A 24,185-nucleotide genomic window follows, 5' to 3' on the forward strand; every position below is an offset into this window, starting at 1 on the left:
TTAAACTTTACTCAGGAAGTTTAGTATGTCGCCATCTTTAACAGTGCAATTTTTCCATTCTGCACGCAGGGGGCGCTGACCACCCGCAACGAGTACGACTATTTTGGTCGACTGCATCGCCGGAACGCCTTTACCGGCAATGCCCAGCGTCCGGCACCGCGATGCGAGTCCCGCCACTGGGATTACGACTACCGCAATAACCTGGTACGGGAAGATCGGGATGATAACCCATTCAGCTGGTACCGCTGGCAATACGAAAGCGTCGGGCGTTTGCTTGTTCAGGACGGCACGCTACCCGGGCAGGAGCAGTGGCGCTGGGATGCTGCCGGTAAACCGCTTGAAGGTTCTGCTGAGAAGGTTACGCACAACCGCCTGACGCAGCTGAATGGTATTCGCTGGCGTAATAATATCCATGCTCGCACCGTAGAGAAGGATAACGGCCAAACCCGAGGAACCGCAACAAACCGCAGACGCAGGTAAGCTTCCGCTACGATCTGCTCGGTCGCCGCATCAGCAAAATGCGACACCAGATGCTGGGCGGGCAGCCAACCGGTAAGCTTGTCACCACCCGGTTTGTCTGGGAAGGGTTCCGCCTGCTGCAGGAAGTGCACGGGGACGTGCCGCTGACCTGTGTCTACAGCGACCAGGACAGCTACGATCCGCTGGCGCGTATTGATGGCGTGGATGCCCCGGAGATCTTCTGGTTCCACTGCCAGCCCAACGGTACGCCGGAGCGGATGACGGATAGCGAAGGGCAGGTGCGCTGGGGAGGGGTGAACAGCGCCTTGGGCAAGCTGTTGCGGGAAAGCGAGACGCAGTTATCAGGATATTCTCAGAACCTGCGTATGCGGGGCAATACCCGGATCGTGAGACAGGTCTGCACTACATTCTATTCCGGTATTACGACCCGGACTGTGGGCGGTTTACGCATCAGGACCCGATAGGGCTGGCGGTGGGATAGACCTTGACCAGTATGCGCCGAATGCGCTGGGATGGGGGGATACGTGGGGGTTGAAACCAAGATGTGCACCGACGAAAGCAAATGACCATAATCAGGCTGCTTTCGGCAGGCAGTGGCAAGGTCATGGGGAGTACAAAGGACGCGACTTATGGTCTAACACAATGTTAAAAGAAGGTGATGTCATCTACGGTGGTGCTCCTGGACAATCTGGTTTTTATTTTGATAAGGCAACTCTCGATGCCGCTGGCGGTAGTAGACAAAAACTATGGGAGAGTTTGCAGGTACAGCCACATAGAATATTAGGATTCCGTAGCAAAGTTCAGGCGTACCGTGTAAAACGAGATGCAGTTGCTGGAACGGGACAAGCATTATCACAAGATCCTGTTGTTTTTGGTCAGGGAGGAGGAACACAATTTTCCTTTCAAATTATAAAATTGTGCTTGAGCCTATTGGCAAGCCTTTTGATATCGGAATATGAATATGAATCTTGCTATAGATACAGGCGCTTTTTCCTTCAATAAAATGCTGATGCTGACACCACTTATAACCAAAAAAGAAATAATGAATAATGATAATTTAAATTGGGAGCCTTGGCCAGATAAGGGATGTGATACAGTCTCTTATAGAGCTATTTTTAACATAAAAGGAAACACGCATGGTGATATTTATTTGATAGTCAACTTTATTCAACCTAATGATGGAAATGCTATTATAGGTAGTTGGAGTTTCGCACCTTATAAATTAATCGATGGGGAGCAAAAAAATCCAGAGGGGAAAGTCACAAATAAATTAAGGGATTGGTTCAAAGAAAAAACTAATGTTGACCTCCCAATTCATGGTGCATGGGGCCATATTAATGCGGCATATGACCATTGGAATTGTTCAGGTGCAATTTATTGTAATTATCGTTCTGGTTTCAGAGATGAAAAATCCTGGAGGGATTATTGCAAATGGAATAATATAAAATCATGAATTGAATGCGTATTGGTGTAAAAAACCTCGCAGTTATTTAATGATGGGGTGTCGAAAATAAAGCTTGCGACTGTTGAAATCATACCTTTTGAGGCCAGTGTGAAGACAGAACTCCTGGAAAATGTGTTTTACCCCTAAGAAAATCAAACGTTAAACAAGAGTTCATCATATCGCCATCTTTAACGATGTAATCTTTTCCTTACGCAGCATCTTGCCTGCTTCTTCGCGCCTTGTTCACCCTGCTCTCAATAAGCTGTCGGTCTCAGATTTTAGCCGCGACGAACTTCACCGTGAGACCAGCCGCACCCAGGGGATGCTGACCACCCGCAGCGAATATGACCGCCTTGACCGACTGCATTGCCGGAACGTCTTTACCGGCAATGCCAATGTCCGGCCCCGCGATGCGGGTCCCGCCGCTGGGATTACGACTACCGCAATAACCTGGTGTGGGAAGAGCGTGACGACAACCCGTTCAGCTGGTACCGCTGGCAGTATGACAGCGCCGGGCGTTTGCTTGTTCAGGACGACACGCTGCCTGGCCAGGAGCAGATGCGCTGGGAAGGGGCGAATAGTGCCTGGGAAAAACTGCTGCAGGGAAGCGGGACGCAGCTATCAGGATATTCTCAGAACTTGCGTATGCAGGGGCAATACCTGGACCGTGAGATAGGACTGACAACAATCTGTTTCGGTATTATGACCCGGACTGCGGTAGGTTTACGCAGCAGGACCCGATAGGGCTGGCGGGGGGGATAAACCTTTACCAGTATGCGCCGAATGCGCTGGGATGGGTGGATCTGTGGGGGTTGAGTCGTGAGTGTAGCGGTAAAACAAAACCTGATTTCTATGTTGGGCCTGCTGGTCCAGGCGCTACAATGCCTTCAACTGCTTATCGTTATGTCCGATATTTGAATGACGATGGCAGTTTAGATAAATGGGTTCCTGGTCTTCTCGAAACTAAAAAAGTGCCTGTAACGTATTTTGGATTCGAAAAATTTTATACGGGTAAAGCGGCTCGTGATGCGTTTCAGATAAAAGGTCCTGATAAAGTTGATCCGACTTTACCAGCGGATGTTTCTTGGAGTGATGCAAGAATTAGAGGAACATTTGATACATTGCAACTTTATGAAAATGGTACTCCTCAAGTGAGGCATCCAAGAATGTTTGGGGATGAAGTTGGTGCACCATTAGAACAATTTACAAATGCTTATCCGCAGTATGGGAAAGGGGGCGTAGAACAAATGCACGCAGAAAAACGGGAAATTACTTTCGACAAAATTGATATTTTTCCGGAGGAAAAATGAATTACGATTCTTACAATGAGGTGCTCGACTATCTCAAGGAGTTTTTTAAGTCAAGAGTAGAGTCCGCACGTTATTTAGAAAAGCTAATAACTTTGATTGAAGCTTCTCGCTCTGAAAAAACTGTGACAATAAGAGGTATTTATGAAACGTACATGCAGTATGTAAAAGAAAATAGAGAAAATATAAAAATCATCGCTGGAGAAAAAGAAATGTGGATTAATTTATTGAACCATTGGCAATAAGGTTTTATTGTCACAAAGATTCCATTGTAAATGGTTCTTACAAACCAGCGTGAATATCCTGCTGGAGCATCTTTCGAAAGCCGAGCCTTGCCTTTGGATATGCTAGATAAAACATATAAAACCTACGAAGTGGTTGCTCCAGTACATGCATATGCAGGACCCGCGATACCTTGGTTTGAACAACCAGGAGGGGGTGCTCAATATGCACTATCTAAATCAATAAAACAACTATTGGCTGATAAAAAAATTAGAGAGAAATAAATTTCATGAGTCTGGGAAGTTATAATTTTAAACCCAAGAGAACAATATATGATGGAAAGGATGATGATTTTAATGATTATTCAGAAAAAATATCCATACCAAAGTTAGATTGTGAGATTGTTTTCAAAAACGAAGATGCCAAACCTCTTTGGGGTATACATGATGATTTAAAAAAACAAATCTTGAAAAATATCTCTGGGATAAAGGTTAAAACATATAGCGATGATCTAAGTCCCTCCTATAAATATAACGATTTAGATATTTATGTTTATTCCAGTTTGTTTGCAGGCAATGTTTTGCATATAGTATTAGCTGAGGGTGAAAGTCAGGCTGCTAGATATAAAATCATATTATTAGGGTTTGTATTAACTGACTGCAATTAACGCTATTTCAGCGAAATAGCATGGTGATGCAAGTTTATTCCCATCTTCTATTGTCGATAAATTACGAGGCCGGGAAGTAAAATCCTTTGATGATTCTGGCGAGAACTTCTGTATAGGAGGATGTTTCGATTCGCATCTTTCAAAGCAATGTTGTTCATCAAATGTTACCAGAATGCGGGGCGGAAAGCTCCAATAGCGCATGCTATGCAATGGAACGTGAAAAATAGATAATTTGTACTACACCATAGAACCCCTGCCCAACATGGAGGCGGTGTATATGATGTTGATAATCTAGTAATTATTACGCCAAGATATCACCTTGACACACTAGACCGTGCTTATCATTTTTAAGGAGTAATATGCAAAGACAAGAGCTTATTGACCTGATAAAAAAAATCCAACGTAGTGAAGGTACAGAAGAGGAAGCTGATAACAACATTGACCTACTTTGTAGAAGTGTCGCAGACCCTCAGGCAGCCAATTACATTTATTATGAAGAACTTAGCGCAGAAGAAATTGCTGATAAAATTATAAACTACAAACCAATCCAACTATAAATATTATTCTGGTGGCGCAATGAGCCTCCCATATGAAAAAAATCCATGCCAAAACGTGGATTTTTTCCATTCAAAACAGATCAAACGTTAACAAGATGTTCACCACGTCGCCATCCTTAACGATGTAATCTTTACCTTCAACAGGCATTCGGGCTTCCTCCTTACGCACCTTGCTGACCCTTACCCTCAATATTTTGCTTGTACAGGACAGCACGTTGCCTGGCCAGGAGCAGTGCCGCTGGTATGCTGCCGGTAACCCGCTGGAAGGTTCTGCTGGGAAGGTCACGCACAACCGCCTGACGCAGCTGAACGGCATTCGCTGGCGTTATGACATCCACGGCCGCACCGTGGAGAAGGATAACGGCCAGACCCGCTGGCACTACTGCTACGACGGGGAGCATCGCTTGACTGAAGTGATTAGACAGCCGCGGGACCGCAACAAACCGCAGACGCAGGTCAGCTTCCGCTACGATCCGCTCGGACGACGCATCAGCAAAACGCGACGCCAGATGCTGGGCGGACAGCCAACCGGCAAGCCGGTTTGTCTGGGAAGGGTTCCGCTTGCTGCAGGAGGTGCACGGGGACGTGCCGCTGACCTGTGTCTACAGCGGTCAGGACAGCTACGATCCGCTGGCGCGTATTGATGGCGTGGAAGCACCGGAGATCTTCTGGTTCCACTGTCAGCCGAACGGCACGCCGGAGCGGATGACGGATAGCGAAGGGCAGGTGCGCTGGGAAGGGGTGAACAGCGCCTGGGGCAAGCTGCTGCGGGAAAGTGAAACGCAGGTATCAGGATATTCCCAGAACCTGCGCATGCAGGGCAATACCTGGACCGTGAGACAGGGCTGCACTACAATCTGTTCCGGTATTACGACCCGGACTGCGGTAGGTTTACGCATCAGGACCCGATAGGGCTATATGGCGGGTTAAATCTTTACAGCTATTCTCCTAATCCATTAGGTTGAATAGCTCCGCTGGGTCTATGCAAGAGAGGGGATCCCAATGCAACTGAGTCTATATTTAGGGTTCAAGCGGGAATTCCACCAAATGCAAGTCGGGTCAGAATCAAATTAGATTCTGCTAATAACCCCAAAATTCAGCGTGGACCTTTAAATAGTGGAACCTTAAATATCAGTATTGGAGATAGCTCGCATGCTCAGCATTTCCTTGATATTAGAGGTGGTAATACAGAAATTGTTTCCTTTCAACTTCCTAAGTGGATGGCGGATTTCATAGAAGAAAGTGCAATACCTCAGGCCGGTTATCGTACTAATCCATTAAATCAAGGTGGGTGAGCTCCTAAGTGTGTCGATCCGACAACGCCAGGTAGATCGTATGAATTACCATCAATATGGGCAGAATGGCTTGAAGAAGTAGCGATTCCAGGCTCGGGGAATGTAAAATAGGTTACTATATGAATGTTAATAAAGATGATGAACTCCTTGTAATAGTAAAGAACGAAGGAAGATTTTATTGGTTCGTTGCCTTTAAAGAAATGTGGGTTTTGGACAGAGTTAAATGGGTAGACGATTTTGTGAAAAACGGGGTAGAAATTAACTTACAGGATATCCATAAGGAAAGATATGACATGCCTGTAGTAAATGAAGAAAACGTACAGATATTCATTGATAACTTAATTAAAGAGAGTTATTTATACGATAAGGATGATATGGCTGTTGCGTTTTACAATAGGCTTTCAGAAAAAACAACCTGGTGGGATATATATGATCTTATGCCGGATTTATTTATAGACTTTGATAGTAAGCGACTATATTCTGAATATGTTGAGAATATGCATTATCACAAATATGTTCCTGATGGATGGTTAGGTGAACTTGTTGATTTCTGCAGTGATGGAACGTTACCACAAGATGAAATATTCTGGATAAAAAATGAAACAGATTATAGAAGCTTTGTGATCGCTAAACGGTAAAAATATACTTTCGGCATATCATTATTAGACTATGCAATGTTAGATTCAACACGTTAATTAGTCTTTGTATTAAATGAACAAAAGCCGTTACCAGCCGTTTTGACAAACTTCAATGCACTGTGTGACAAAGTATATTTGTCTGCACCTCCCCCAAGGGACTTTTTTATTGCTTAACATTCACTCTTCCAAGGGAAGTCGTCATTGTCTGTAGTTATGCGGAAAAAACGGCTGGCATGATTGGTTTTTTCATATGATGCATAACGTATTTTCCCAATCCGGACCCGCGTATTAAGATTAAAATACACATAAACGTTATAACAATACCGGGTGGCAAAAGAGGAGCTGCATAAACAGTTCCAACAATCGGCGTAAAAACCTAACTGAGAGACAAAGGATGAGCACGGTTTACATAGTTATTTTAGCCTATATAAAACCACTCGAAGAGATTGACGCAGCGATACCTGCTCATGTTGAGTGGCTTAAAAAGGATACGTAGAGGGGGGGCCTGACGTCCGGTAGACGGATCCCAAGAAACGGTGGTGTCATTCTCGCTAAGTGTGAGAGTCTTGCCTCTCTTGAAGAGCGCTTACGCGAGGATCCTTTTTAGAGGTTAAAACTTGCGACTGCCGAAATCATTCCTTTTGAACCCAGTATGAAGACAGAACTCCTGGAAAATGTATTTTGACCCCGTAAGAAAATCAAACGTTAAACAAGAGTTCATCACATCGCCATCTTTAACGATGTAATTTTTGCCTTACGCATGCATCTTGCCTGCTTCTTCGCCCCTTGTTCACCCTGCTCTCAATAAGCTGTCGGTCTCAGATTTTTGCCGCGACTAACTTCACCGTGAGACCAGCCGCACCCAGGGGCTGCTGACCACCCGCAGCGAGTACGACCGTCTTGGTCAACTGCATAGCCGGAACGTCTTTACCGGCAAGGCGCAGCGTCCGGCACCGCGATGCGGGTATCGCCGCTGGGATTATGACTACCGTAATAACCTGATACGGGAATAGCGGGACGATAACCCGTTTAGCTGATACCGCTGGCAGTACGACAGCGCCGGCGTTTGCTTGTTCAGGACGGCACGCTGCCCGGCCAGGAGCAGTGGCGCTGGGATGCTGCCGGTAACCCGCTGGAAGATTCTGCTGAGAAGGTCACGCACAACCGCCTGACGCAGCTGAACGGCATTCGCTGGCGTTATGACATCCACGGCCGCACCGTGGAGAAGGATAACGGCCAGACCCGCTGGCACTACCGCTACGACGGTGAACATCGCCTGACGGAAGTCATCAGCCAGCCGCGGGACCGCAACAAACCGCAGACGCAGGTCAGCTTCCGCTACGATCCACTCGGTCGCCGCATCAGCAAAATGCGACGCCAGATGCTGGGCGGACAGCCAACCGGCAAGCTGCTGCGGGAAAGCGAGAAGCAGGTATCAGGATATTCCCAGAACCTGCGGATGCAGGGGCAATACCTGGACCGTGAGACAGGGCTGCACTACAATCTGTTCCGGTATTATGACCCGGACTGCGGAAGATTTACGCAGCAGGACCCGATAGGGCTGGCGGGGGGGATAAACCTTTACCCGTAGGCGCCGAATGCGATTGGGTGGGGTTGACTTCTTACACATTGATTCATGATACAGCCGAAGAAGAGATGAAAGATATCACGAAGAGTGGTGTAATAAGACCTTCAACAGGAGATATACTTGTCCGCTTCGAGGATGGACAATACTTCATTAATATCATACCTGAAATGATTGGCGGACTAACACTTCAAAGATATTGATGCAATTGTGAAAATGTTACTAGGCCAATTAGAAGCTGATAGATATGGTAATGCAAGAAAATTAAAAGGAATAAGCCATTTTGCCGAAATAGCTGCTATTGGCTTAGATGGTAATTGAATCACGAGAAAATACACTTTTGATCTTGTATATAAAAGATTTTGATGATTCTAAAAGAATTGTTAAAAGAGGGAGGGATTGTAGTTGGAGAAAAAATATTTTAAAGGAAACGTTGATTTTATCTCTGGGCAAGGGTGCATTCTTAGTGAATTTATAGGAGATGTCGCGACACGTCAAATAAATATTGTTGATGGTGAGTATTATGCTTCTTCCTCTTTGTTAGATAAAAACGAACAAGTAGGTTTCCTGCTTTATGATGGTAAGAAAAGCGACTTAGACTTAAGTGACTCTGAAGAGATTTCAAATGAAGAATTTGAAAGTGTCTGGATGGATTCACTCGATTCATTTAAAGAAAAAAACCGAATAAAGTATTTATCCGGAGATGCTGTAAAGTGTTTGAACAAATCCACAATCATTGCTCACATTGTAAATAACAAAGGCAAATGGGGAAAGGGATTTGTTTTGTCTCTTTCGAAAAAATATCCTGCTTCGAAGGAAAACTATCACAACAATTTTAAAGATAACGGCGTTCCAGAATTAGGTACGGTAGATTTTGTTATGGTTGATGATCAAAAAAGGATATTTGTTGCTAATATGTTTGCACAGGATGGGATCAAGAAAAATAACAATGATGATAATCAATATGTATGCTATGAATTCTTAGATGTTTGTCTCGCAAAATTGTCTGACTTTGCGTTGGTGAATCGTCTTTCAGTACAAATGCCAAGAATAGGAGCTGGCCTTGGTGGTGGTGATTGGAGTATTATAGAGTCATTAATATTAAAAAATATTTGTTATAAGATGATTGATTGTACTGTGTTGACTTTATAATTTTAAGTTAAATTTAGATACGGTTTTTTAGTAAGGCTTATTTGCTGCTCTAAAATAAATGCATTATTGACATAGGCAAGGACTTTAGTATGCAAATATCTATAATAAATACTATTGAAAAGGAAACGAGTTACACGATAACAAGAACTACATCGAGGCTTTGAGCAATAACAACAAGTCCAGAAAGCGCTATCTTAGCTGAAAGGTGCATTGGAACTTGCCAACTGGATATTTGTATGCTTGTACAGCCCTTACTTCGATCTCGCGGAGTATGATAAGGCGAAGAAATGGGGTGAGACCACATTACGCACACGTCGAACGAATATAGGTACTGCGCCATTTATCGACCTCGGTACGGTCCGTTACGAGTGGAATTATTCGAGGAAGCGAATAAATATTTTAACGATGCTTATGTTTATGGAAAACAGCGTGCTTTTCAGGATCGGCCTAAAAATACCTTAAGTTCTCTAAGCGCAAGAGGGTATAAGATAGTTAACTTATAGAATTTACAATTTAAAAAATAGGTTAACACTATGCCATCTTTAACGATGTAGTCTTTCCCTTCCGCACGAACCTCGTCTGCTTCTTTTGCACCTTGCTCTCGATTAGCGGTTAGTATACTCACGACGTACTCCACCGTGAGACCAGCCTTACGCAGGGCTGCTGACCATCCGTAGCGAGTAAGATTGGCTGACACAGCTGAATGGTCTTCGCTGGCGTAAAGCTAACCGGTAAGCCCGTCACCACCCGGTTTGCTTGAGAGGGGTTCCGCCTGCTGCAGGAAGTGCGGGGAATGTGCCGTTGACCTATGTCTACAGCGATCAGGAGAGCTACGATCCGCTGGCGCGTATTGATGGCGTTGCTGACCTGAGATTTCCTGGTTCTACTGCCATCCTAGACGGCATGCCGGAGCGAATGATGGATAGTGAAGGGCAGGTGCGCTGGAGAGGGGTAGACAACGCCTGGTGCAAGTTGCTGCGAAAAGGCGAGACGCAGATATCATGTTATTCCCAGGATCTGAGTATGCAGGGGCAATACCTGTAACGTGAGACAGGACTGTACTACAATCTGTTCCGTTATTACGACCCGGACTGCGGGCGGTTTACTCAGTCAGACCCGATAGGGCTGGCGGGGGGGAAACCTTTACCAGTATGCACCGATGTGGATAGGTCATTATAGATTAAGTGTTTATGAAATTGGAAGCTATCCTTATTTGAGAGATATAGTTAATGATGGCCACACTGGACTTGATGCTCATTGTTGCATGCAAAATTTTTTTGAAAAAATATTTTTGAAGTTTATAATCTTAAACGCTGAAGAAACATATCGGCATTAATAAAAGTTTGGGGAGAGATGTAGTTTGCATGGATTCTATAAAAAACAATTAACAAGTAATTATCTGTAGGCAATTAACAACACTTTTCCGCATTGTTAATTTCTACTAATTCACTAACAAATGCTAGTCTCATTGCAATGACATTTGTTTTAATATGGCTTGTTCTTATATCGGTAAACACATATGGTAAAGCAGGATTTAATCGATCAGTTGGATAAAATTGAACAACTAGTGCGCAAATCTTTACCTGCTGAATATAAGCGATTTATGGTTGAGAATGTTAGAGACACTGACTCTTATGAGATTAAAAGAGCGAATGGTGAACATTTATATGTATTCAATTGTTTCGATTTACTTGAAAGAAATATTACATACACAATTCAAGAGGTTGAACCTGAATTTTTATTGATTGGTCAAGATGGCGATTTAGGATATTTTCTTAATTTGTCTAGAGGTACTGATGAGGTTTATTCTTTAGAACTTGGTGCGTTAGGAAGCTTGGATATGATTAAAGAAAGTAATACTATATTTATGTTATAAGAGTTTCTGATTCATTTATGGACTACTAGTTTAATATCAATAAAAATCAACGCCAAAGCGTGCATTTCTTTTGCTCAAAACAGATTAAACGTTAAACAAGAAGTTCAGCACTTCACCATCTGAACGATATAATCCTACCCTTCGGCAAGAACCTTGTCTGCTTCTTTTGCGCCTTGCTCTCGATTAGCGGTGAGTATACTCGCGACGTACTCCACCGTGAGATCAGCCGTACGCAAGGCTTCTGACCACCCGCAGCGAGTACGATCGCATGGGCCAAGTGTATAGCCGGGACGTCTTTGTCGGCAATGCCCGTCGCCAGCGCCGCTGTCATGCAGCAAATAACCCGCTCGAAGATTCTGCTAAGTAGTAGGTCGTTAATAATTGTAAGAAGCAACTGAATGGCATTCGCTGGCGTAAACGCGATACCAGATGCTGGATGGCAACTGGCAAGCTAGTCACTTCCCGGTTTGCCTGGGAAGGGTTCCCCCTGCTGCAGGTGGTGCATGGGGATTTGCGGCTCACCTATGTCTATAGCGATCAGGACAGCAACGATCCGCTGGCACGAATTGACGGCGTAGATACCCCGGAGATCTTCTGGTTCCATTGCCAGCCTAACGGCATGCCCGAGCGGACGTCGGATAGCGAAGTGCAGGTGCGCTGGGAAGGGGTGAACAGCGCGTGGGGAAAGCAGTTGCGGGAAGCTGAGACGCAGGTATCACGATTTTCTCAGAACCTGCACATGCAGGGGCAATACCTGGACTGTGAGACCGGGCTGCATACAATCTGTTCCAGTATTACGATCCGGACAGCGGGCGGTTTACGCAGCAGGGGCCGATAGGGCTGGTGGGGCGATAAACCTTTACCCGTATGCGCCGAATGCGCTGGGGTGGGTGGATCCTGTTGGTTTAACCGTTTGCAAACACGGATGCCCTAAACGATCAATGAGAAACATGTCTTTTGCTGAGTGGATTAAAAGAAAAAAGTGGAAATAATACCCATGTGTATTTAAGATATAAAGATGTCAGACCTATCTATGTAGGGATCACTTAGGATGTAGATATCCGTGCTGTACAGCTTGGTGGCTTGGTGAAATGTTCGATAAAATAGTTAGAATTACTGAAGAACTGTTAAATTGCGGTCATGCGTGGATCAGAGAACCAGAAATTATTCATAATAATCCCCACTTTTAAAATTCTATCAATAGCATAAGTCCGACAAGAAAGTTATACTCGGATGCTATTATGTGTGGCGGAAATTGGCTTAAATAATAGGGTTAATGGAAAATGGTCGATAGACTTACTATAGTGCCAGCAAAAGAAAATCAAAAAAAATGGCCTAAAGAAGGCGATGTTTTTTACTTTCAGTTAAATGATTGTCGGTTAGGCTATGGCATGGTCTCTTTGGGTAAAATAGATGTCGGCCCGTTCAAGAATGCCATAGTTATATATATATATAACTATTTTACATCTTCGCTTCAAGAAGATGCTGTATTGGCAAAAGATAATTTGCTGCTGTCGCCAATTATTACTGATAATTCATGTTGGAAAAACGGTTATTTCGTAACGTTTAAAACTATCGACATGCGTGAAGTGGATGTCTTACCTCAACATTATTTTAAAAACCCTGTTAGAAATAAAATATATGATCATCATGGCGTGGAAGTAGACTCGCCGATTGAGAATATACTAATCGGTGAAGAGTCGATTCAATTCTATAAAAGCGTTGTAAAATCTATAGAAAGTATAATTAACTAATATGCAGGTCGGTGAGTAGTTTGTGTTTTTCGGTCTTTTATTTTTACCGCAGCATGTTATGATGATTAGCTTATAAAAAACATATTGTTAGATTTTTGAGTGCCAGGTGGGCTTATACCTATTTTTAACCTAATCCCTTCATTTATTACTTGATAATTTATAACTATAGAAACCGATACTGCCGTATTAGTTATTTATGATTTGATGCTATTAAAGCATAGAATTAATGAGGATGTAGATTGGTACAGTCTACCAAAAGATGAAGAAATAAAAATGCAATATGTTATCTCCAATCTTGGTGGTGACGGAACCTATAATGTCAATATTAGATACGATGTTGGTGAGTATACAGTTGCATAATTCTTAAGCGTATCTTCTGGGAAAGTTTTCATCGGGGCGGGGGAGAATGTTACGGGCGGCGCCCTTGATCCTGATGACTCCGAAGCTATGTCAGATGAGTTTATTACTTTAGAACCTGGCAATTATGAAGTTAAATATACAAAACAAGGTGCGGATGTTCTCATTTCCTTTACACCAGATGCTGGGCGGACAGCCAACCGGCAAGCCGGTCACCACCCGGTTTGTCTGGGAAGGGTTCCGTCTGCTGCAGGAGGTGCACGGGGATGTGCCGCTGACCTGTGTCTACAGCGATCAGGACAGTTACGATCCGCTGGCGCGTGTCGATGGCGTTGATTCCCCGGAGATTTTCTGGTTCCACTGCCAGCCCAACGGCACGCCGGAGCGGATGACGGATATCGAAGGGCAGGTGCGCTGGGAAGGGGTGAACAGCGCCTGGGGCAAGCTGCTGCGGGAAAGCGAGACGCAGGTATCAGGATATTCTCAGAACCTGCGCATGCAGGGGCAATACCTGGATCGTGAGACAGGGCTGCACTACAATCTGTTCCGGTATTATGACCCGGACAGCGGAAGATTTACGCAGCAGGACCCGATAGGGCTGGCGGGGGGGGGGATAAACCTTTACCAGTATGCGCCTAATGCGCTGAGATGGGTGGATCCGTGGGGGGTTGAGTCGTAAATGTAAGGATCCATCTAAAGAAGCAACGAAGTGGCAAGGCCCTGGAAATGATGATTATCCCGGTGTTGATGTTTATAAGAATAGGAAGCTGAAAAAAGGTACAATTCTTTATGCTCTTTACCCGAATGGGAATCAACAACCCTCATATACTGTGACATTCCCAACAGTCAATCAATATAGAGGCGATCCTTTGGGTTATCATCAAGCGTTACAGGTAAAATTAGATCCTCGATGGCCTGTACGTACGAAATTAAGGGCTTTCTATGTAAGCGAAGACATAGATGTTGCTTACGGTAGAGCTGCAGCCAATAAGTTGTATGGAGATGGGGGAGGACTTCAGTTCTTTATCCCAGAGGAATCGAGACATCTTTTAACCCCAGGAAAGATTATAGATATATGATAAACTTAAATTTTAATGCGAAAACGGGAAAGCTAATTTTCGATGGTCTAACTTTAGAGATTGATACTGAAGAAGGATTTTGCAACAGTAAACTTTATCACAAACTAAATACGTTTAATGCTGTAAAGAAATACATGCCTTATCAATATCTTATTGATCCGGTGTTTTTTTGCGATAAAGAATTTGAAATTAACATACGGCCAATATGTTTTGGTTTTCCTTTTATGGTTCATCTTGTCGATAAAGATAGTGAATATTATAAATCCCTAAAGGACTGGGATACCAGAACTAATATTAACATGCTAAATAACTCAGTGAAAAGCTTGTCTGATTGGCTAAGCCTTTCTCTGAATTTAGGGGTTCCTGATATTACGAAAACAGAAATGATTAGATGGGATTATGAATGGGGCCGAATTTCTGTCTCGTATGAGACAAAGTCATTCAACCATGGTATATATATAGTTTGGAATTCAATATAATCAATAATCAAGGCTTGCCTAAATTAAGTTATTGACTAATAACATCATCCATTTACTTTTAATCTTACTTGTTATTATTGGAGTTAAAAGTTATAGAGGAAATGAAAATAACTAATCGACTTAAAAAGAAGTTATTAGTCCTCGATGGCATTGACAATGATTTCATAGAGTATAGAAAGGAAATATCATGCCCTGAATGTGACGGGGTAATAGTCTACTCTATCGTAAACTCATATGAGTTTGACACGCTTACTGAAGAGGTAAAAAGCTTTTTGGTTAAGAAAATGAGAGGTGTGAAGCTTGTTAGTGAACATAAGAGATATAGCTACGACGATAGCCAATTAGATGTTTCGAAAAATACATGTTCAAAGTGTTTGAAAGATTTTTCTAGTGTATTAACGTATAAAGAAGTGCAACCAGCACGATACCGGGTATATCTTGTGGGGCTTTTTGAAGGTGATTTGAAAAAGATCAAACTTTAAAAGTTGAGGTTTACCAATGATTGAAAATCTCATTTATTTTAAAGAAAATAACCTGCTTCATTGGGCTAGTGGTGAAAGTAACAGAGTGGTTAGTATGCCATTTTTAGACCATGCAATGGTCGACTCAACACGCCAGTTAGTCTTTGCGTTAAGCGAGTCTAAGCCATTACCAACCGTTTTGACCATCTTTGATGTTCAGGGCGAAAAACTATTTTGATCTGCACCTCCTGAAGGTGCGACGTTCTATTACTTAACATTCAATCTGTCAAATGAAGTGGTCGTTTTCTGTAGCTATCCAGCAAAACAAAATGGTTGGCATGATTGGTTTTATTCCTGGGATATGAAGCGTAACGCGTTGTCTCAATCGGGCCCTGCATATTAAGATCAAAAGCGCTAAAAAAAATGATAACTATAACCGGTGGCAAAACAGGGACTGTATCAGCAGTTCCAACAAGCGGTTTAAAAAAACAGAGTTAAGAGGCAAAGGATGAGCACGGTTTACATTGTCATTTTGACCTATATAAAACCACTCGATGAAATCGACGCAGCGATACCTGCTCATGTTGAGTGGCTAAAAAAGGGGTATGCAGAGGGGATTTTTCTGGCGTCCGGTAGACGGATCCCAAGAAACGGCGGTGTCATTCTCGCTAAGTGCGAGAGTCTTGCCTCTCTTGAAGAGCGCTTACGCGAGGATCCTTTTCAGAAGTTAAAGCTTGCGACTGTTGAAATCATTCCCTTTGAACCCAGCATGAAAACAGAACTCTTGGAAAATGTGTTTTAACCCCGGAATAAAAAAATCCACGCCTAAGCGTGGATTTTTTCATTCAAAACCAATCAAACGTTAAACAGGAAGTTCATCACATCGCCATCTTTAACGATGTAATCTTTCCCTTCCGCACGCATCTTGCCCGCTTCTTTCGCGCCTTGCTCACCCTTGTAGGTGATGAAGTCTTCAAACGCGATAGTCTGCGCACGAATGAAGCCTTTCTCGAAGTCGGTGTGGATCTTACCGGCCGCCTGAGGCGCAGTCGCACCCACAGGGATGGTCCACGCGCGCACTTCTTTCACGCCAGCGGTGAAGTAGGTCTGCAGGTTCAGCAGCTCATAGCCTGCGCGGATCACGCGGTTCAGGCCCGGCTCTTCCAGACCCAGCTCGGCCATGAATTCGTCACGGTCAGCGTCGTCCAGCTCTGCAATGTCGGATTCAACGGCAGCGCAAACCGCTACAACCACTGAACCTTCAGCCGCGGCGATTTCACGCACTTTGTCCAGGTACGGGTTGTTCTCGAAACCGTCTTCGTTGACGTTGGCGATGTACATAGTTGGCTTCAGAGTCAGGAAGCTCAGGTATTTGATCGCCGCCTTGTCTTCTTCTGTCAGGTTTTTCAGCGCGCGCAGCATGCCCGCGTTTTCCAGCTGTGGCAGACATTTTTCCAGCGCAGCCAGTTCTGCTTTCGCGTCTTTGTCGCCACCTTTGGCTTTCTTCTGCACGCGGTGAATAGCGCGTTCACAGGTGTCGAGGTCAGACAGTGCCAGCTCGGTGTTGATCACCTCGATGTCGTCAGCCGGGTCCACTTTGTTGTTAACGTGGATGATGTTGTCGTTCTCGAAGCAACGCACAACGTGACCAATTGCTTCCGTTTCACGGATGTTGGTCAGGAACTGGTTACCGAGGCCTTCGCCTTTGGATGCACCTTTCACCAGGCCCGCGATGTCCACGAACTCCATGGTGGTCGGCAGAATGCGCTGCGGCTTCACGATTTCCGCGAGCTGGTCCAGACGCGGATCGGGCATTGGCACTACGCCGGTGTTCGGTTCGATGGTACAGAACGGGAAGTTCGCCGCTTCAATACCTGCTTTGGTGAGCGCGTTGAACAGGGTGGATTTGCCCACGTTTGGCAGACCGACGATACCGCATTTGAATCCCATTTCTAAATCACCTTAATATCTTGATAATCAATCCGTTAACGATAACCGATTGATGAAAAGTAAATAACTACGCCTATTATACACGTAACCCGCACCACGCGCGGTAAAAAAGCCGTATCGGGCGGATTATTGCGCTTTGAAAGCGTGTAAGCGGTTTGTCGCTTTGGTTAGGCCATCCTGCAGCCAGATTTCGGTGCAGCGCACCGCTTCGTCGACCGCTTCGTCAATCAGTTTCTGCTCAGAAACCGGTGGCTTACCCAGTACGAAACCGACAACTTTGTTTTTATCGCCCGGATGGCCGATTCCCACACGCAAACGGTGGAAATTGGGGTTATTGCCCAGCTTGCTGATAATGTCTTTCAGACCATTGTGACCGCCATGACCACCGCCCAGTTTGAATTTTGCCACACCGGGGGGCAGGTCCAGCTCATCGTGGGCCACCAGAATTTCATCCGGGTTAATGCGATAAAACGTCGCCATGGCTGCAACAGCTTTGCCGCTCAGGTTCATAAAGGTGGTGGGCACCAGCAGACGGACATCTGCGCCAGCAAGATTGATACGTGAGGTATACCCGTAGAATTTTGGTTCTTCACGCAGGGGAGCACGTAACCGTTCGGCCAGCAGATCAACGTACCAGGCACCGGCATTGTGGCGGGTCGCCGCGTACTCTGCGCCTGGGTTCGCGAGGCCGACAATCAGTTTAATCGTCACGATTCAATTCCTAATGGGTTCCAGATCTGGCGCGTAGTTTACTGTCTGACGCGCCGCTTGACAAAATTCTGCTGCCCGAACCGCGAGATATGAATAATTACTTATCTGAACAATTAGAATTTCAAGCTGTTCAATGTCTTATTTGTAAACTTTTGTCTGGGAGTTATCTGTAAATGTGATCATTCACGCAACTCATAAAAGAGCCGTTGTCTATACTTTACACACAAGGATCAGGGGCTTTTCCCCTTACAACCCAAAGTTCCGGAGGTGACATATGAAACGCAAAAACGCTTCGATACTCGGTAATGTGCTGATGGGGTTGGGACTGTTTGTGATGGTCGCTGGCGTGGGTTATTCAATTTTAAACCAATTGCCGCAGCTTGACCTTCCGCAATACTTCGCGCATGGCGCGGTATTGAGTATTTTCCTTGGTGCAGTGCTATGGCTTGCCGGTGCACGCGTGAGTGGTCATGAAGAAGTCTGCGATAAATACTGGTGGGTGCGCCATTACGATAAGCGCTGCCGCAGGGACCAGCACAAACACAGCTAACGTGCTACGACGAAAGAACACCGAAACGGCTCCTCATGGAGTCGTTTTTTTTGCATGAAAGGTTGACCCTCACGTAACGTAAGGCTTCAGAGTGGTGCCACTGGCAAAGTAAAAGGAGCAGTTATGTTGATTCAGGTGGGTGAACTCGCGAAACGTGCCGGGATCACCGTGCGAACATTGCATCACTATGAGCAAACAGGGTTGTTACTGCCTTCTGCCAGAAGTGCGGCAGGTTACCGGCTGTATAATCTGGCGGATGTGCAACGTCTGCATATGATTCAGGTGCTGGCAAAAGCCGGGCTGGAACTTGCTGAGATCAGGGATTTTCTGAAACAGGAGTCGCTGTCGTTAACCGAATTACTCGATGCGCAAATCAGTTTGCTGGATAAGCAACTGCGCAGCATGCTGACGCTGCGCGAGAGACTGGTGGAATTGCGTACCGGGCTTACCAACGATGCGGCACCCAATCTGGAATCCTGGCTACAGACTCTGGAGTTAATGAATATGTACGAACGCTGGTTTAGCAAAGAGGAGTTACAGCAGTTGCCGTTTGCCGTACAGAAGGAGGCACTTGCGGATATCTGGTCAGGTCTGGTTGCTGAGGCAAATAGCCTGCTGAAGCATAATATCGACGTTTCGGATCCCCGTGCCAGGGATCTGGCGACGCGCTGGATGTCACGCCTGGAGCAGGATACGGCAGGTAAGCCGGAATTTCTCACCCGGCTGAACGAGATGCACAGCGTCGAGCCGCAGATGCGTGAGCAGACAGGTATTACGGCGGAAATGACTGACTATATTACGCGGGCGTTTGCCGAATCGAAGCTTGCCATCTGGGAAAAGTATCTCTCTGCAGAAGAGATGGCCTTTACCCGCGCACACTATTTTGATCGCATGATGGAGTGGCCGCCACTGGTAGCGAAATTGCATCAGGCGCAGCGGGAAAACCTTGACCCGTCTTCCGGTGAGGCGCAGATGCTCGCTGAACACTGGCGTGTATTGTTCCAGTCATACGCGGGAACGAATCCTGAAACCCAGCAAAAGTTTCGCGTTGCCATGCAGCAGGAGCCGCATCTGATGAAAGGAACATGGATGACGCCTGCCGTGCTTGCATGGCTCCAGCAGGCGATAGCCGTGATGATGCAGAGACGTTTCTCTGCATCAGGGCATTCACAGATCCGCTAACGCGGCTTCACGGTTGGGATAAAAGGCCAGGCGGCCAGGGATCGGTTGCACGCCAGCGCGCGCCATGGTGCGCAGCGGCTGGAATTCGAGATTACTCACCCGCAGTTCACAGCCTTCCGGCAGACGCGAAACGAAGCGCTGGAAGGCATCCAGACCACCCGCATCCAGCACCGGCACGGCATCCCATTTCAGCACCACAATGCGTTTGCCCACGATACGGTTTTCCAGTTCGCTGAACAGACCTTCCGCGGCAGCAAAGAACAACGGGCCAATCACACGCAGCACCAGCACATCGTCAGGTACCTCTACGTTAACCGGGGAAAGGCGCGTCATCTGCGCTATACGGCGCATAAACAGCAGGGAGGCCAGCACGATCCCGACGCTGATGGCGATAACCATATCGAACAGCACGGTCAGCGACATACACATCAGCATCACGATGATGTCGTCTTTCGGTGCGCGACGCAGCAGATTGACCACCTTATGTGCTTCGCTCATGTTCCACGCCACCATCAGCAGCAGGGCAGCCATGGCTGAAAGCGGCAGCCAGGAGAGGAGAGGAGCGAGGACCAGCAGGGCGAGGATCACCAGCACCGAGTGGATAACTGCCGATACCGGCGACGTCGCCCCGGCACGTACGTTTGCCGCAGAGCGGGCGATGGCCGCTGTTGCCGTAATACCGCCAAAGAACGGGGCGATGATGTTGCCCAGACCCTGCCCAACCAGTTCGCTGTTGGCTTTATGCTTGGTGCCGGTCATGCCGTCCAGCACGACGGCACAGAGCAGGGATTCAATGGCCCCCAGCATCGCCATTGAGAAGGCCGCGGGCAGAAGGGCGCGCAGGGAGTCCCAGCTTAAGGTGAAGCTGGAACCCGGCATATCCCATGGCAGTACCAGTTGTGGTAACAGTTGAGGAATACCGCTTCCCTGTGAACCATCAGCGAGAACATAGTGGAACTGAGATCCAATGGTCGCGACGTGGCCACCAAAGAGATTAACGATAGCCATCACCGCACAGCCCAGCAGCAGGGCGGGCAGGTGGCCAGGCAGACGAATGCCTAAACGAGGCCAGACAATCAGCGTGCCCAGGGTAACAATCCCGATGGCGGCATCGCCGGGGTTGGCGGTGGGGAGCGCCATAAACAGCGCCCCGACTTTTTGCAGGTAATGTTCAGGGACGTGGGCTATCTGCAGGCCGAGGAAGTCCTTGATCTGCATTGTCCCGATGGTAATGCCAATCCCGGAGGTGAACCCCAGCGTCACGGAAAGGGGGATGTATTCAATCAGCCGGCCAAAACGGGCCAGACCAAACAGGATCAAAAAGACGCCGGACATCAGGGTGGCGACCAGCAGGCCTGCCAGGCCAAACTGCTGAGAAACGGGATAGAGGATCACCACAAATGCGGCTGTCGGGCCGGAAACGCTGAAGCGAGACCCGCCCGTTAGCGCAATTACAATCCCGGCGACGGCCGCCGTGTAAAGCCCATACTGCGGTGCTACGCCGCTGCCAATTGCCAGTGCCATGGCGAGCGGAATGGCGATAATCCCGACGGTGATACCGGCAATAAGGTCACGCATAAAACGTGAAGCGGTGTATTTCTCTTTCCAGCAAGCGTCGATGAGGGCGCGAAAGGGAAGAACATGTGAGGAGGTTACGTGTTTCACAATTATCTCTCATCCGTGTGCGCATCATCTGTCATATGAATGGCAGGTGAAGGAGGCATTGATCATACAAATAAATATCAGAGACAAAAAAACCCGCCGCAGCGGGTTTTTCGGCCGTGTTCGATTAGTGTTCGAACATTGCTGAGATAGATTCTTCGTTGCTGATACGACGAATCGCTTCGGCCAGCATCCCGGACAGGGTCAAGGTGCGCACGTTTGGCAGCGCTTTGATCTCGTCACTCAGTGGGATGGTATCGCACACCACTACTTCGTCGATAACGGAGTTGCGGAGGTTGTTTACTGCATTGCCGGAGAAGATCGGGTGAGTCGCGTAGGCGAATACGCGCTTGGCACCACGCTCTTTCAGCGCTTCTGCTGCTTTACACAGCGTACCGCCGGTATCGATCATGTCGTCAACCAGCACGCAGTCACGGCCAGCAACGTCACCGATGATGTGCATCACCTGAGAAACGTTAGCGCGTGGACGGCGTTTGTCGATGATTGCCATGTCGGTATCGTTCAGCAGCTTAGCGATAGCACGAGCACGTACCACGCCGCCGATGTCCGGAGAAACCACGATTGGGTTATCCAGATTCAGCTGCAGCATGTCTTCCAGCAGGATTGGGCTACCGAATACGTTATCAACCGGAACGTCGAAGAAGCCCTGGATCTGTTCTGCATGCAGGTCAACGGTCAGAACACGGTCAACGCCAACGCTGGAGAGGAAATCAGCGACAACTTTGGCAGTGATTGGCACACGCGCGGAACGGACACGACGGTCCTGACGAGCATAGCCGAAGTAAGGAATAACAGCAGTGATACGGCCTGCTGAAGCGCGACGCAGGGCGTCGACCATAACAACCAGTTCCATCAGGTTGTCATTTGTTGGAGCACAGGTGGACTGGATGATGAAAATATCACCACCGCGTACATTTTCATTGATTTGTACGCTGACTTCGCCGTCGCTAAAGCGACCTACAGCGGCGTCGCCGAGGGAAGTGTACAGGCGGTTGGCAATACGTTGTGCTAGTTCCGGGGTGGCGTTACCAGCAAAAAGCTTCATATCAGGCACGAGAAGAACCTCAGGCATGCGTCCAGTGGTGGATAGCGTTCGCCGCAAACTGTGCGGGCCAGGCGAAATGCTATCCAGGCGGTGTATTAAAGAGCGCGATGCAACGTCTGGAACAGGGTGACGTTGTCACCGAAACTCAGTCTGCGCCAGAATGGCTTGCTGTAGGGGGGAGGTGTTCATCCCACGTGCTACAAAACCATGCAGCCAAACCGGCGCTTGCTCAAGCACCTGACGAGCGGCGGATTCGGTGTCAAATTCAGCAAAGACACAGGCCCCTGTGCCAGTCAGGCGCGACGGCGCGTATTCTAACAGCCAGGAAAGCACCGCATCAACCTCGCGAAAACGTTTTCTTGCGATAACCTCGCAATCGTTGCTGAATTCACAATTTAATAACGTTTCTATTGACCGCACCGGGGTATTCCGTGGCAGGTCAGGATCGTTGAAGATGACCGGGGTCGGAATGCTGACGCCCGGGTGGGCCACCAGATACCATTTTTCCGGCGGTTCGACCGGGGAAAGTATTTCGCCCACCCCTTCAGCAAACGCCGCATGACCGCGCACAAAGACCGGGACGTCCGCCCCCAGTGTTAAGCCTAACGCTGCCAGCTCATCCTGAGATAATCCGCAGCCCCAGAGGTGATTCAGGGCAACCAACACGGTGGCGGCATTTGATGAGCCACCGCCCAGTCCACCGCCCATCGGCAGACGCTTCTCAATACGGATATCCGCGCCGCTTCCTGCCGGCAGACGACCGGTGTCCGACGCCGCTTTCATCAGCAGACGTGCAGCGCGCACGATCAGGTTATCTTCATGCGCCACACCGTTAACCTGCGTCAGCAGGCAAACCTCGCCGTCCTGACGCGGGTCAATCGCGATCGTGTCGCCGTAATCAAGAAACTGAAACAGCGTCTGCAGGGTATGGTATCCGTCAGCACGCTGTCCGGTGATGTATAAAAACAGATTCAGTTTTGCCGGAGAAGGCCAGTGGGTCATCATTTAACGATCCAGTTGTCCATTTTTAGCTTGATCCGCTGGCTGCCCTGGGTCAGTTCCATGTTGGATGGCAGGGAAGGCCTGGTGTTGCTGTCATAGGCGCTGTACACCACTTTCCAGGTTTTGCCGTTCTGGGTGTAGCTCACCTGGCTCAGACGGTACTGGTCGTCAAGCTGGTAGTCGGTCGCGTCACCCGGCAGGCCCAGAATCCACTGGCGCAGGCTGTTCAGCGGAATAGGCATTCCGGTCAGCTTGCCGATCATCTCTTCGGCGTCGGTGGCGGTATAGTGCTTGCCTTTGTTATCGGTGATCTGCGCTTCACCCGGTTTGGCAATAAGCTCCAGTTCGGTGCTGCCCAGCGGGTTTAACAGCAGCAGGCGATAGTTGTCCTGCCCGGTTTGCTGCCAGAAGAAACGCGCATACACTTTTTGTTCATCAGAGAGATAAGCGAAGGCACCACGGGTCTGGTACTGGCTCAAATTGCGGACGTCCTGCTGGTGCTGACGCCACTGCGGTGAATCAGGGCTTTTGCCCGGGCCTTTAGGTTGGGTGACGGTACATGCGGTCAGAACCAGTGCCGCCAGGGGCAGCAGGCGAATCAGTCGGGTCATAATGAGGACAAATCCTTGAGATACGTTGCAGTTATAACTGTTAATGCTAGCGTCGAAGGGTGCCACCGTCTACGTTCAAATTATCTCAAAGCATTGTA

24 protein-coding genes and 12 pseudogenes are annotated in these 24,185 nt (G+C 47.3%); 28 read left to right on the forward strand and 8 right to left on the reverse strand.

Annotation, left to right across the window (positions count from 1 at the left end):
- Positions 1-63 precede the first annotated feature (63 nt).
- The 11 genes and pseudogenes from BJP35_RS24355 to BJP35_RS22140 form a co-directional block, all read left to right on the forward strand.
- Positions 64-1,017: pseudogene (locus BJP35_RS24355) on the forward strand (RHS repeat domain-containing protein); the annotation flags it as partial.
- 105 nt (positions 1,018-1,122) lie between these two features.
- Positions 1,123-1,482, forward strand: a complete 360-nt coding sequence (locus BJP35_RS24475) for a hypothetical protein (RefSeq protein ID WP_165602352.1) — start codon at positions 1,123-1,125, stop codon at positions 1,480-1,482.
- Positions 1,442-1,933 (forward strand): hypothetical protein, encoded by a 492-nt coding sequence (locus BJP35_RS24360; RefSeq protein WP_073971053.1) that lies wholly within the window; start codon positions 1,442-1,444, stop codon positions 1,931-1,933. Before BJP35_RS24475 ends, BJP35_RS24360 begins: the two co-directional genes overlap by 41 nt.
- Positions 1,934-2,132: 199 nt before the next feature.
- Positions 2,133-2,745 (forward strand): annotated as a pseudogene (locus tag BJP35_RS24690) (RHS repeat-associated core domain-containing protein); the annotation flags it as partial.
- Positions 2,746-2,805: 60 nt separating this feature from the next.
- Positions 2,806-3,234, forward strand: a complete 429-nt coding sequence (locus tag BJP35_RS24695) for a hypothetical protein (RefSeq protein ID WP_047744800.1) — start codon at positions 2,806-2,808, stop codon at positions 3,232-3,234.
- A complete protein-coding gene (locus BJP35_RS22125; RefSeq protein WP_047744799.1) occupies positions 3,231-3,476 on the forward strand; it encodes a hypothetical protein in 246 nt (81 codons plus the stop codon). The genes BJP35_RS24695 and BJP35_RS22125 overlap by 4 nt, the downstream gene beginning before the upstream one ends.
- Before the next feature lie 30 nt (positions 3,477-3,506).
- The gene (locus BJP35_RS22130) at positions 3,507-3,737 is read left to right on the forward strand and encodes a TNT domain-containing protein (protein WP_073971027.1); all 231 of its coding nucleotides are present in this window, start codon (positions 3,507-3,509) and stop codon (positions 3,735-3,737) included.
- A 5-nt stretch (positions 3,738-3,742) separates the two neighbouring features.
- On the forward strand, positions 3,743-4,120 hold the full coding sequence (locus BJP35_RS22135) for a hypothetical protein (RefSeq protein WP_047744798.1): 378 nt from the start codon (positions 3,743-3,745) through the stop codon (positions 4,118-4,120).
- 49 nt (positions 4,121-4,169) lie between these two features.
- Positions 4,170-4,316, forward strand: coding sequence for a hypothetical protein (locus BJP35_RS24870; protein ID WP_338152195.1), 147 nt, complete (start codon positions 4,170-4,172; stop codon positions 4,314-4,316).
- 77 nt (positions 4,317-4,393) lie between these two features.
- Positions 4,394-4,471, forward strand: a pseudogene (locus BJP35_RS24875) (hypothetical protein); the annotation flags it as partial.
- An 8-nt stretch (positions 4,472-4,479) separates the two neighbouring features.
- A complete protein-coding gene (locus tag BJP35_RS22140; protein ID WP_032678362.1) occupies positions 4,480-4,677 on the forward strand; it encodes a bacteriocin immunity protein in 198 nt (65 codons plus the stop codon).
- 70 nt (positions 4,678-4,747) lie between these two features.
- On the opposite strand, the pseudogene BJP35_RS24880 reads toward BJP35_RS22140, so the two are convergent.
- Positions 4,748-4,868 (reverse strand): annotated as a pseudogene (locus BJP35_RS24880) (DUF933 domain-containing protein); the annotation flags it as partial.
- A gap of 3 nt (positions 4,869-4,871) precedes the next feature.
- Between BJP35_RS24880 and BJP35_RS22145 the strand changes: the two are divergent.
- The 5 genes and pseudogenes from BJP35_RS22145 to BJP35_RS22170 all read left to right on the forward strand — a co-directional run.
- Positions 4,872-5,639, forward strand: a pseudogene (locus BJP35_RS22145) (RHS repeat domain-containing protein); the annotation flags it as partial.
- A 452-nt stretch (positions 5,640-6,091) separates the two neighbouring features.
- The gene (locus tag BJP35_RS22150; RefSeq protein WP_047744797.1) at positions 6,092-6,610 is read left to right on the forward strand and encodes a hypothetical protein; all 519 of its coding nucleotides are present in this window, start codon (positions 6,092-6,094) and stop codon (positions 6,608-6,610) included.
- 394 nt (positions 6,611-7,004) lie between these two features.
- Positions 7,005-7,295: pseudogene (locus BJP35_RS24705) on the forward strand (YciI family protein).
- A 91-nt stretch (positions 7,296-7,386) separates the two neighbouring features.
- Positions 7,387-8,198 (forward strand): annotated as a pseudogene (locus BJP35_RS24710) (RHS repeat domain-containing protein); the annotation flags it as partial.
- Positions 8,199-8,600: 402 nt separating this feature from the next.
- Entirely contained in the window at positions 8,601-9,347 is a 747-nt protein-coding gene (locus BJP35_RS22170; protein ID WP_047744796.1) for a macro domain-containing protein, read from the forward strand.
- A gap of 511 nt (positions 9,348-9,858) precedes the next feature.
- Here BJP35_RS22170 and BJP35_RS24885 read toward each other — a convergent pair.
- A pseudogene (locus BJP35_RS24885) lies at positions 9,859-9,963 on the reverse strand (hypothetical protein); the annotation flags it as partial.
- 111 nt (positions 9,964-10,074) lie between these two features.
- Between BJP35_RS24885 and BJP35_RS24890 the strand changes: the two are divergent.
- The 10 genes and pseudogenes from BJP35_RS24890 to BJP35_RS22230 form a co-directional block, all read left to right on the forward strand.
- Positions 10,075-10,518: pseudogene (locus BJP35_RS24890) on the forward strand (RHS repeat-associated core domain-containing protein); the annotation flags it as partial.
- 348 nt (positions 10,519-10,866) lie between these two features.
- On the forward strand, positions 10,867-11,223 hold the full coding sequence (locus BJP35_RS22185) for a hypothetical protein (protein ID WP_047744795.1): 357 nt from the start codon (positions 10,867-10,869) through the stop codon (positions 11,221-11,223).
- A 107-nt stretch (positions 11,224-11,330) separates the two neighbouring features.
- A pseudogene (locus BJP35_RS22195) lies at positions 11,331-12,134 on the forward strand (RHS repeat domain-containing protein); the annotation flags it as partial.
- Between the two features lie 372 nt (positions 12,135-12,506).
- Positions 12,507-12,977, forward strand: a complete 471-nt coding sequence (locus BJP35_RS22200; RefSeq protein WP_047744793.1) for an Imm26 family immunity protein — start codon at positions 12,507-12,509, stop codon at positions 12,975-12,977.
- Positions 12,978-13,181: 204 nt separating this feature from the next.
- Positions 13,182-13,475: pseudogene (locus BJP35_RS24715) on the forward strand (DUF6386 family protein); the annotation flags it as partial.
- Positions 13,476-13,506: 31 nt separating this feature from the next.
- Positions 13,507-14,007 (forward strand): annotated as a pseudogene (locus BJP35_RS24895) (RHS repeat-associated core domain-containing protein); the annotation flags it as partial.
- Positions 14,003-14,413 (forward strand): hypothetical protein, encoded by a 411-nt coding sequence (locus BJP35_RS24900; protein ID WP_155964424.1) that lies wholly within the window; start codon positions 14,003-14,005, stop codon positions 14,411-14,413. The pseudogene BJP35_RS24895 and the gene BJP35_RS24900, both read left to right, overlap by 5 nt.
- Complete coding sequence (locus BJP35_RS22215) at positions 14,410-14,892, forward strand: hypothetical protein (protein ID WP_032678355.1); 483 nt, start codon at positions 14,410-14,412, stop codon at positions 14,890-14,892. The genes BJP35_RS24900 and BJP35_RS22215 overlap by 4 nt, the downstream gene beginning before the upstream one ends.
- Before the next feature lie 498 nt (positions 14,893-15,390).
- Positions 15,391-15,591, forward strand: a complete 201-nt coding sequence (locus BJP35_RS24720) for a hypothetical protein (RefSeq protein ID WP_256971807.1) — start codon at positions 15,391-15,393, stop codon at positions 15,589-15,591.
- A gap of 270 nt (positions 15,592-15,861) precedes the next feature.
- Positions 15,862-16,155 (forward strand): YciI family protein, encoded by a 294-nt coding sequence (locus tag BJP35_RS22230; protein WP_014170518.1) that lies wholly within the window; start codon positions 15,862-15,864, stop codon positions 16,153-16,155.
- 53 nt (positions 16,156-16,208) lie between these two features.
- Here BJP35_RS22230 and ychF read toward each other — a convergent pair whose 3' ends face one another.
- Both ychF and pth read right to left on the reverse strand, forming a co-directional pair.
- Positions 16,209-17,303 (reverse strand): redox-regulated ATPase YchF, encoded by a 1,095-nt coding sequence (ychF, locus tag BJP35_RS22235; RefSeq protein WP_014170508.1) that lies wholly within the window; start codon positions 17,301-17,303, stop codon positions 16,209-16,211.
- A 126-nt stretch (positions 17,304-17,429) separates the two neighbouring features.
- Positions 17,430-18,014: an aminoacyl-tRNA hydrolase gene (pth, locus tag BJP35_RS22240; protein ID WP_006175913.1), complete on the reverse strand. Its 585-nt coding sequence runs from the start codon at positions 18,012-18,014 to the stop codon at positions 17,430-17,432.
- Positions 18,015-18,288: 274 nt separating this feature from the next.
- Here pth and ychH point away from each other — a divergent pair, with 274 nt between their 5' ends.
- Positions 18,289-18,564: a stress-induced protein YchH gene (gene ychH, locus BJP35_RS22245; RefSeq protein WP_014170506.1), complete on the forward strand. Its 276-nt coding sequence runs from the start codon at positions 18,289-18,291 to the stop codon at positions 18,562-18,564.
- Between the two features lie 123 nt (positions 18,565-18,687).
- Positions 18,688-19,746, forward strand: a complete 1,059-nt coding sequence (locus BJP35_RS22250; protein WP_047744791.1) for a MerR family transcriptional regulator — start codon at positions 18,688-18,690, stop codon at positions 19,744-19,746.
- Here the strand turns inward: BJP35_RS22250 and dauA are convergent.
- From dauA to lolB, 4 genes are all read right to left on the reverse strand, one after another.
- Entirely contained in the window at positions 19,732-21,411 is a 1,680-nt protein-coding gene (gene dauA, locus BJP35_RS22255; protein ID WP_047744790.1) for a C4-dicarboxylic acid transporter DauA, read from the reverse strand. The genes BJP35_RS22250 and dauA overlap by 15 nt on opposite strands.
- Positions 21,412-21,535: 124 nt before the next feature.
- Positions 21,536-22,483, reverse strand: coding sequence for a ribose-phosphate diphosphokinase (prs, locus tag BJP35_RS22260; RefSeq protein WP_003856663.1), 948 nt, complete (start codon positions 22,481-22,483; stop codon positions 21,536-21,538).
- A gap of 126 nt (positions 22,484-22,609) precedes the next feature.
- Positions 22,610-23,479, reverse strand: a complete 870-nt coding sequence (gene ispE / locus BJP35_RS22270) for a 4-(cytidine 5'-diphospho)-2-C-methyl-D-erythritol kinase (protein WP_047744789.1) — start codon at positions 23,477-23,479, stop codon at positions 22,610-22,612.
- Positions 23,476-24,087, reverse strand: coding sequence for a lipoprotein insertase outer membrane protein LolB (gene lolB / locus BJP35_RS22275; protein WP_040017711.1), 612 nt, complete (start codon positions 24,085-24,087; stop codon positions 23,476-23,478). Before lolB ends, ispE begins: the two co-directional genes overlap by 4 nt.
- Positions 24,088-24,185 lie beyond the last annotated feature (98 nt).

This window comes from Enterobacter sp. J49 (genome assembly GCF_002148625.1).
Classification (GTDB): Bacteria; Pseudomonadota; Gammaproteobacteria; order Enterobacterales; family Enterobacteriaceae; genus Enterobacter; species Enterobacter ludwigii.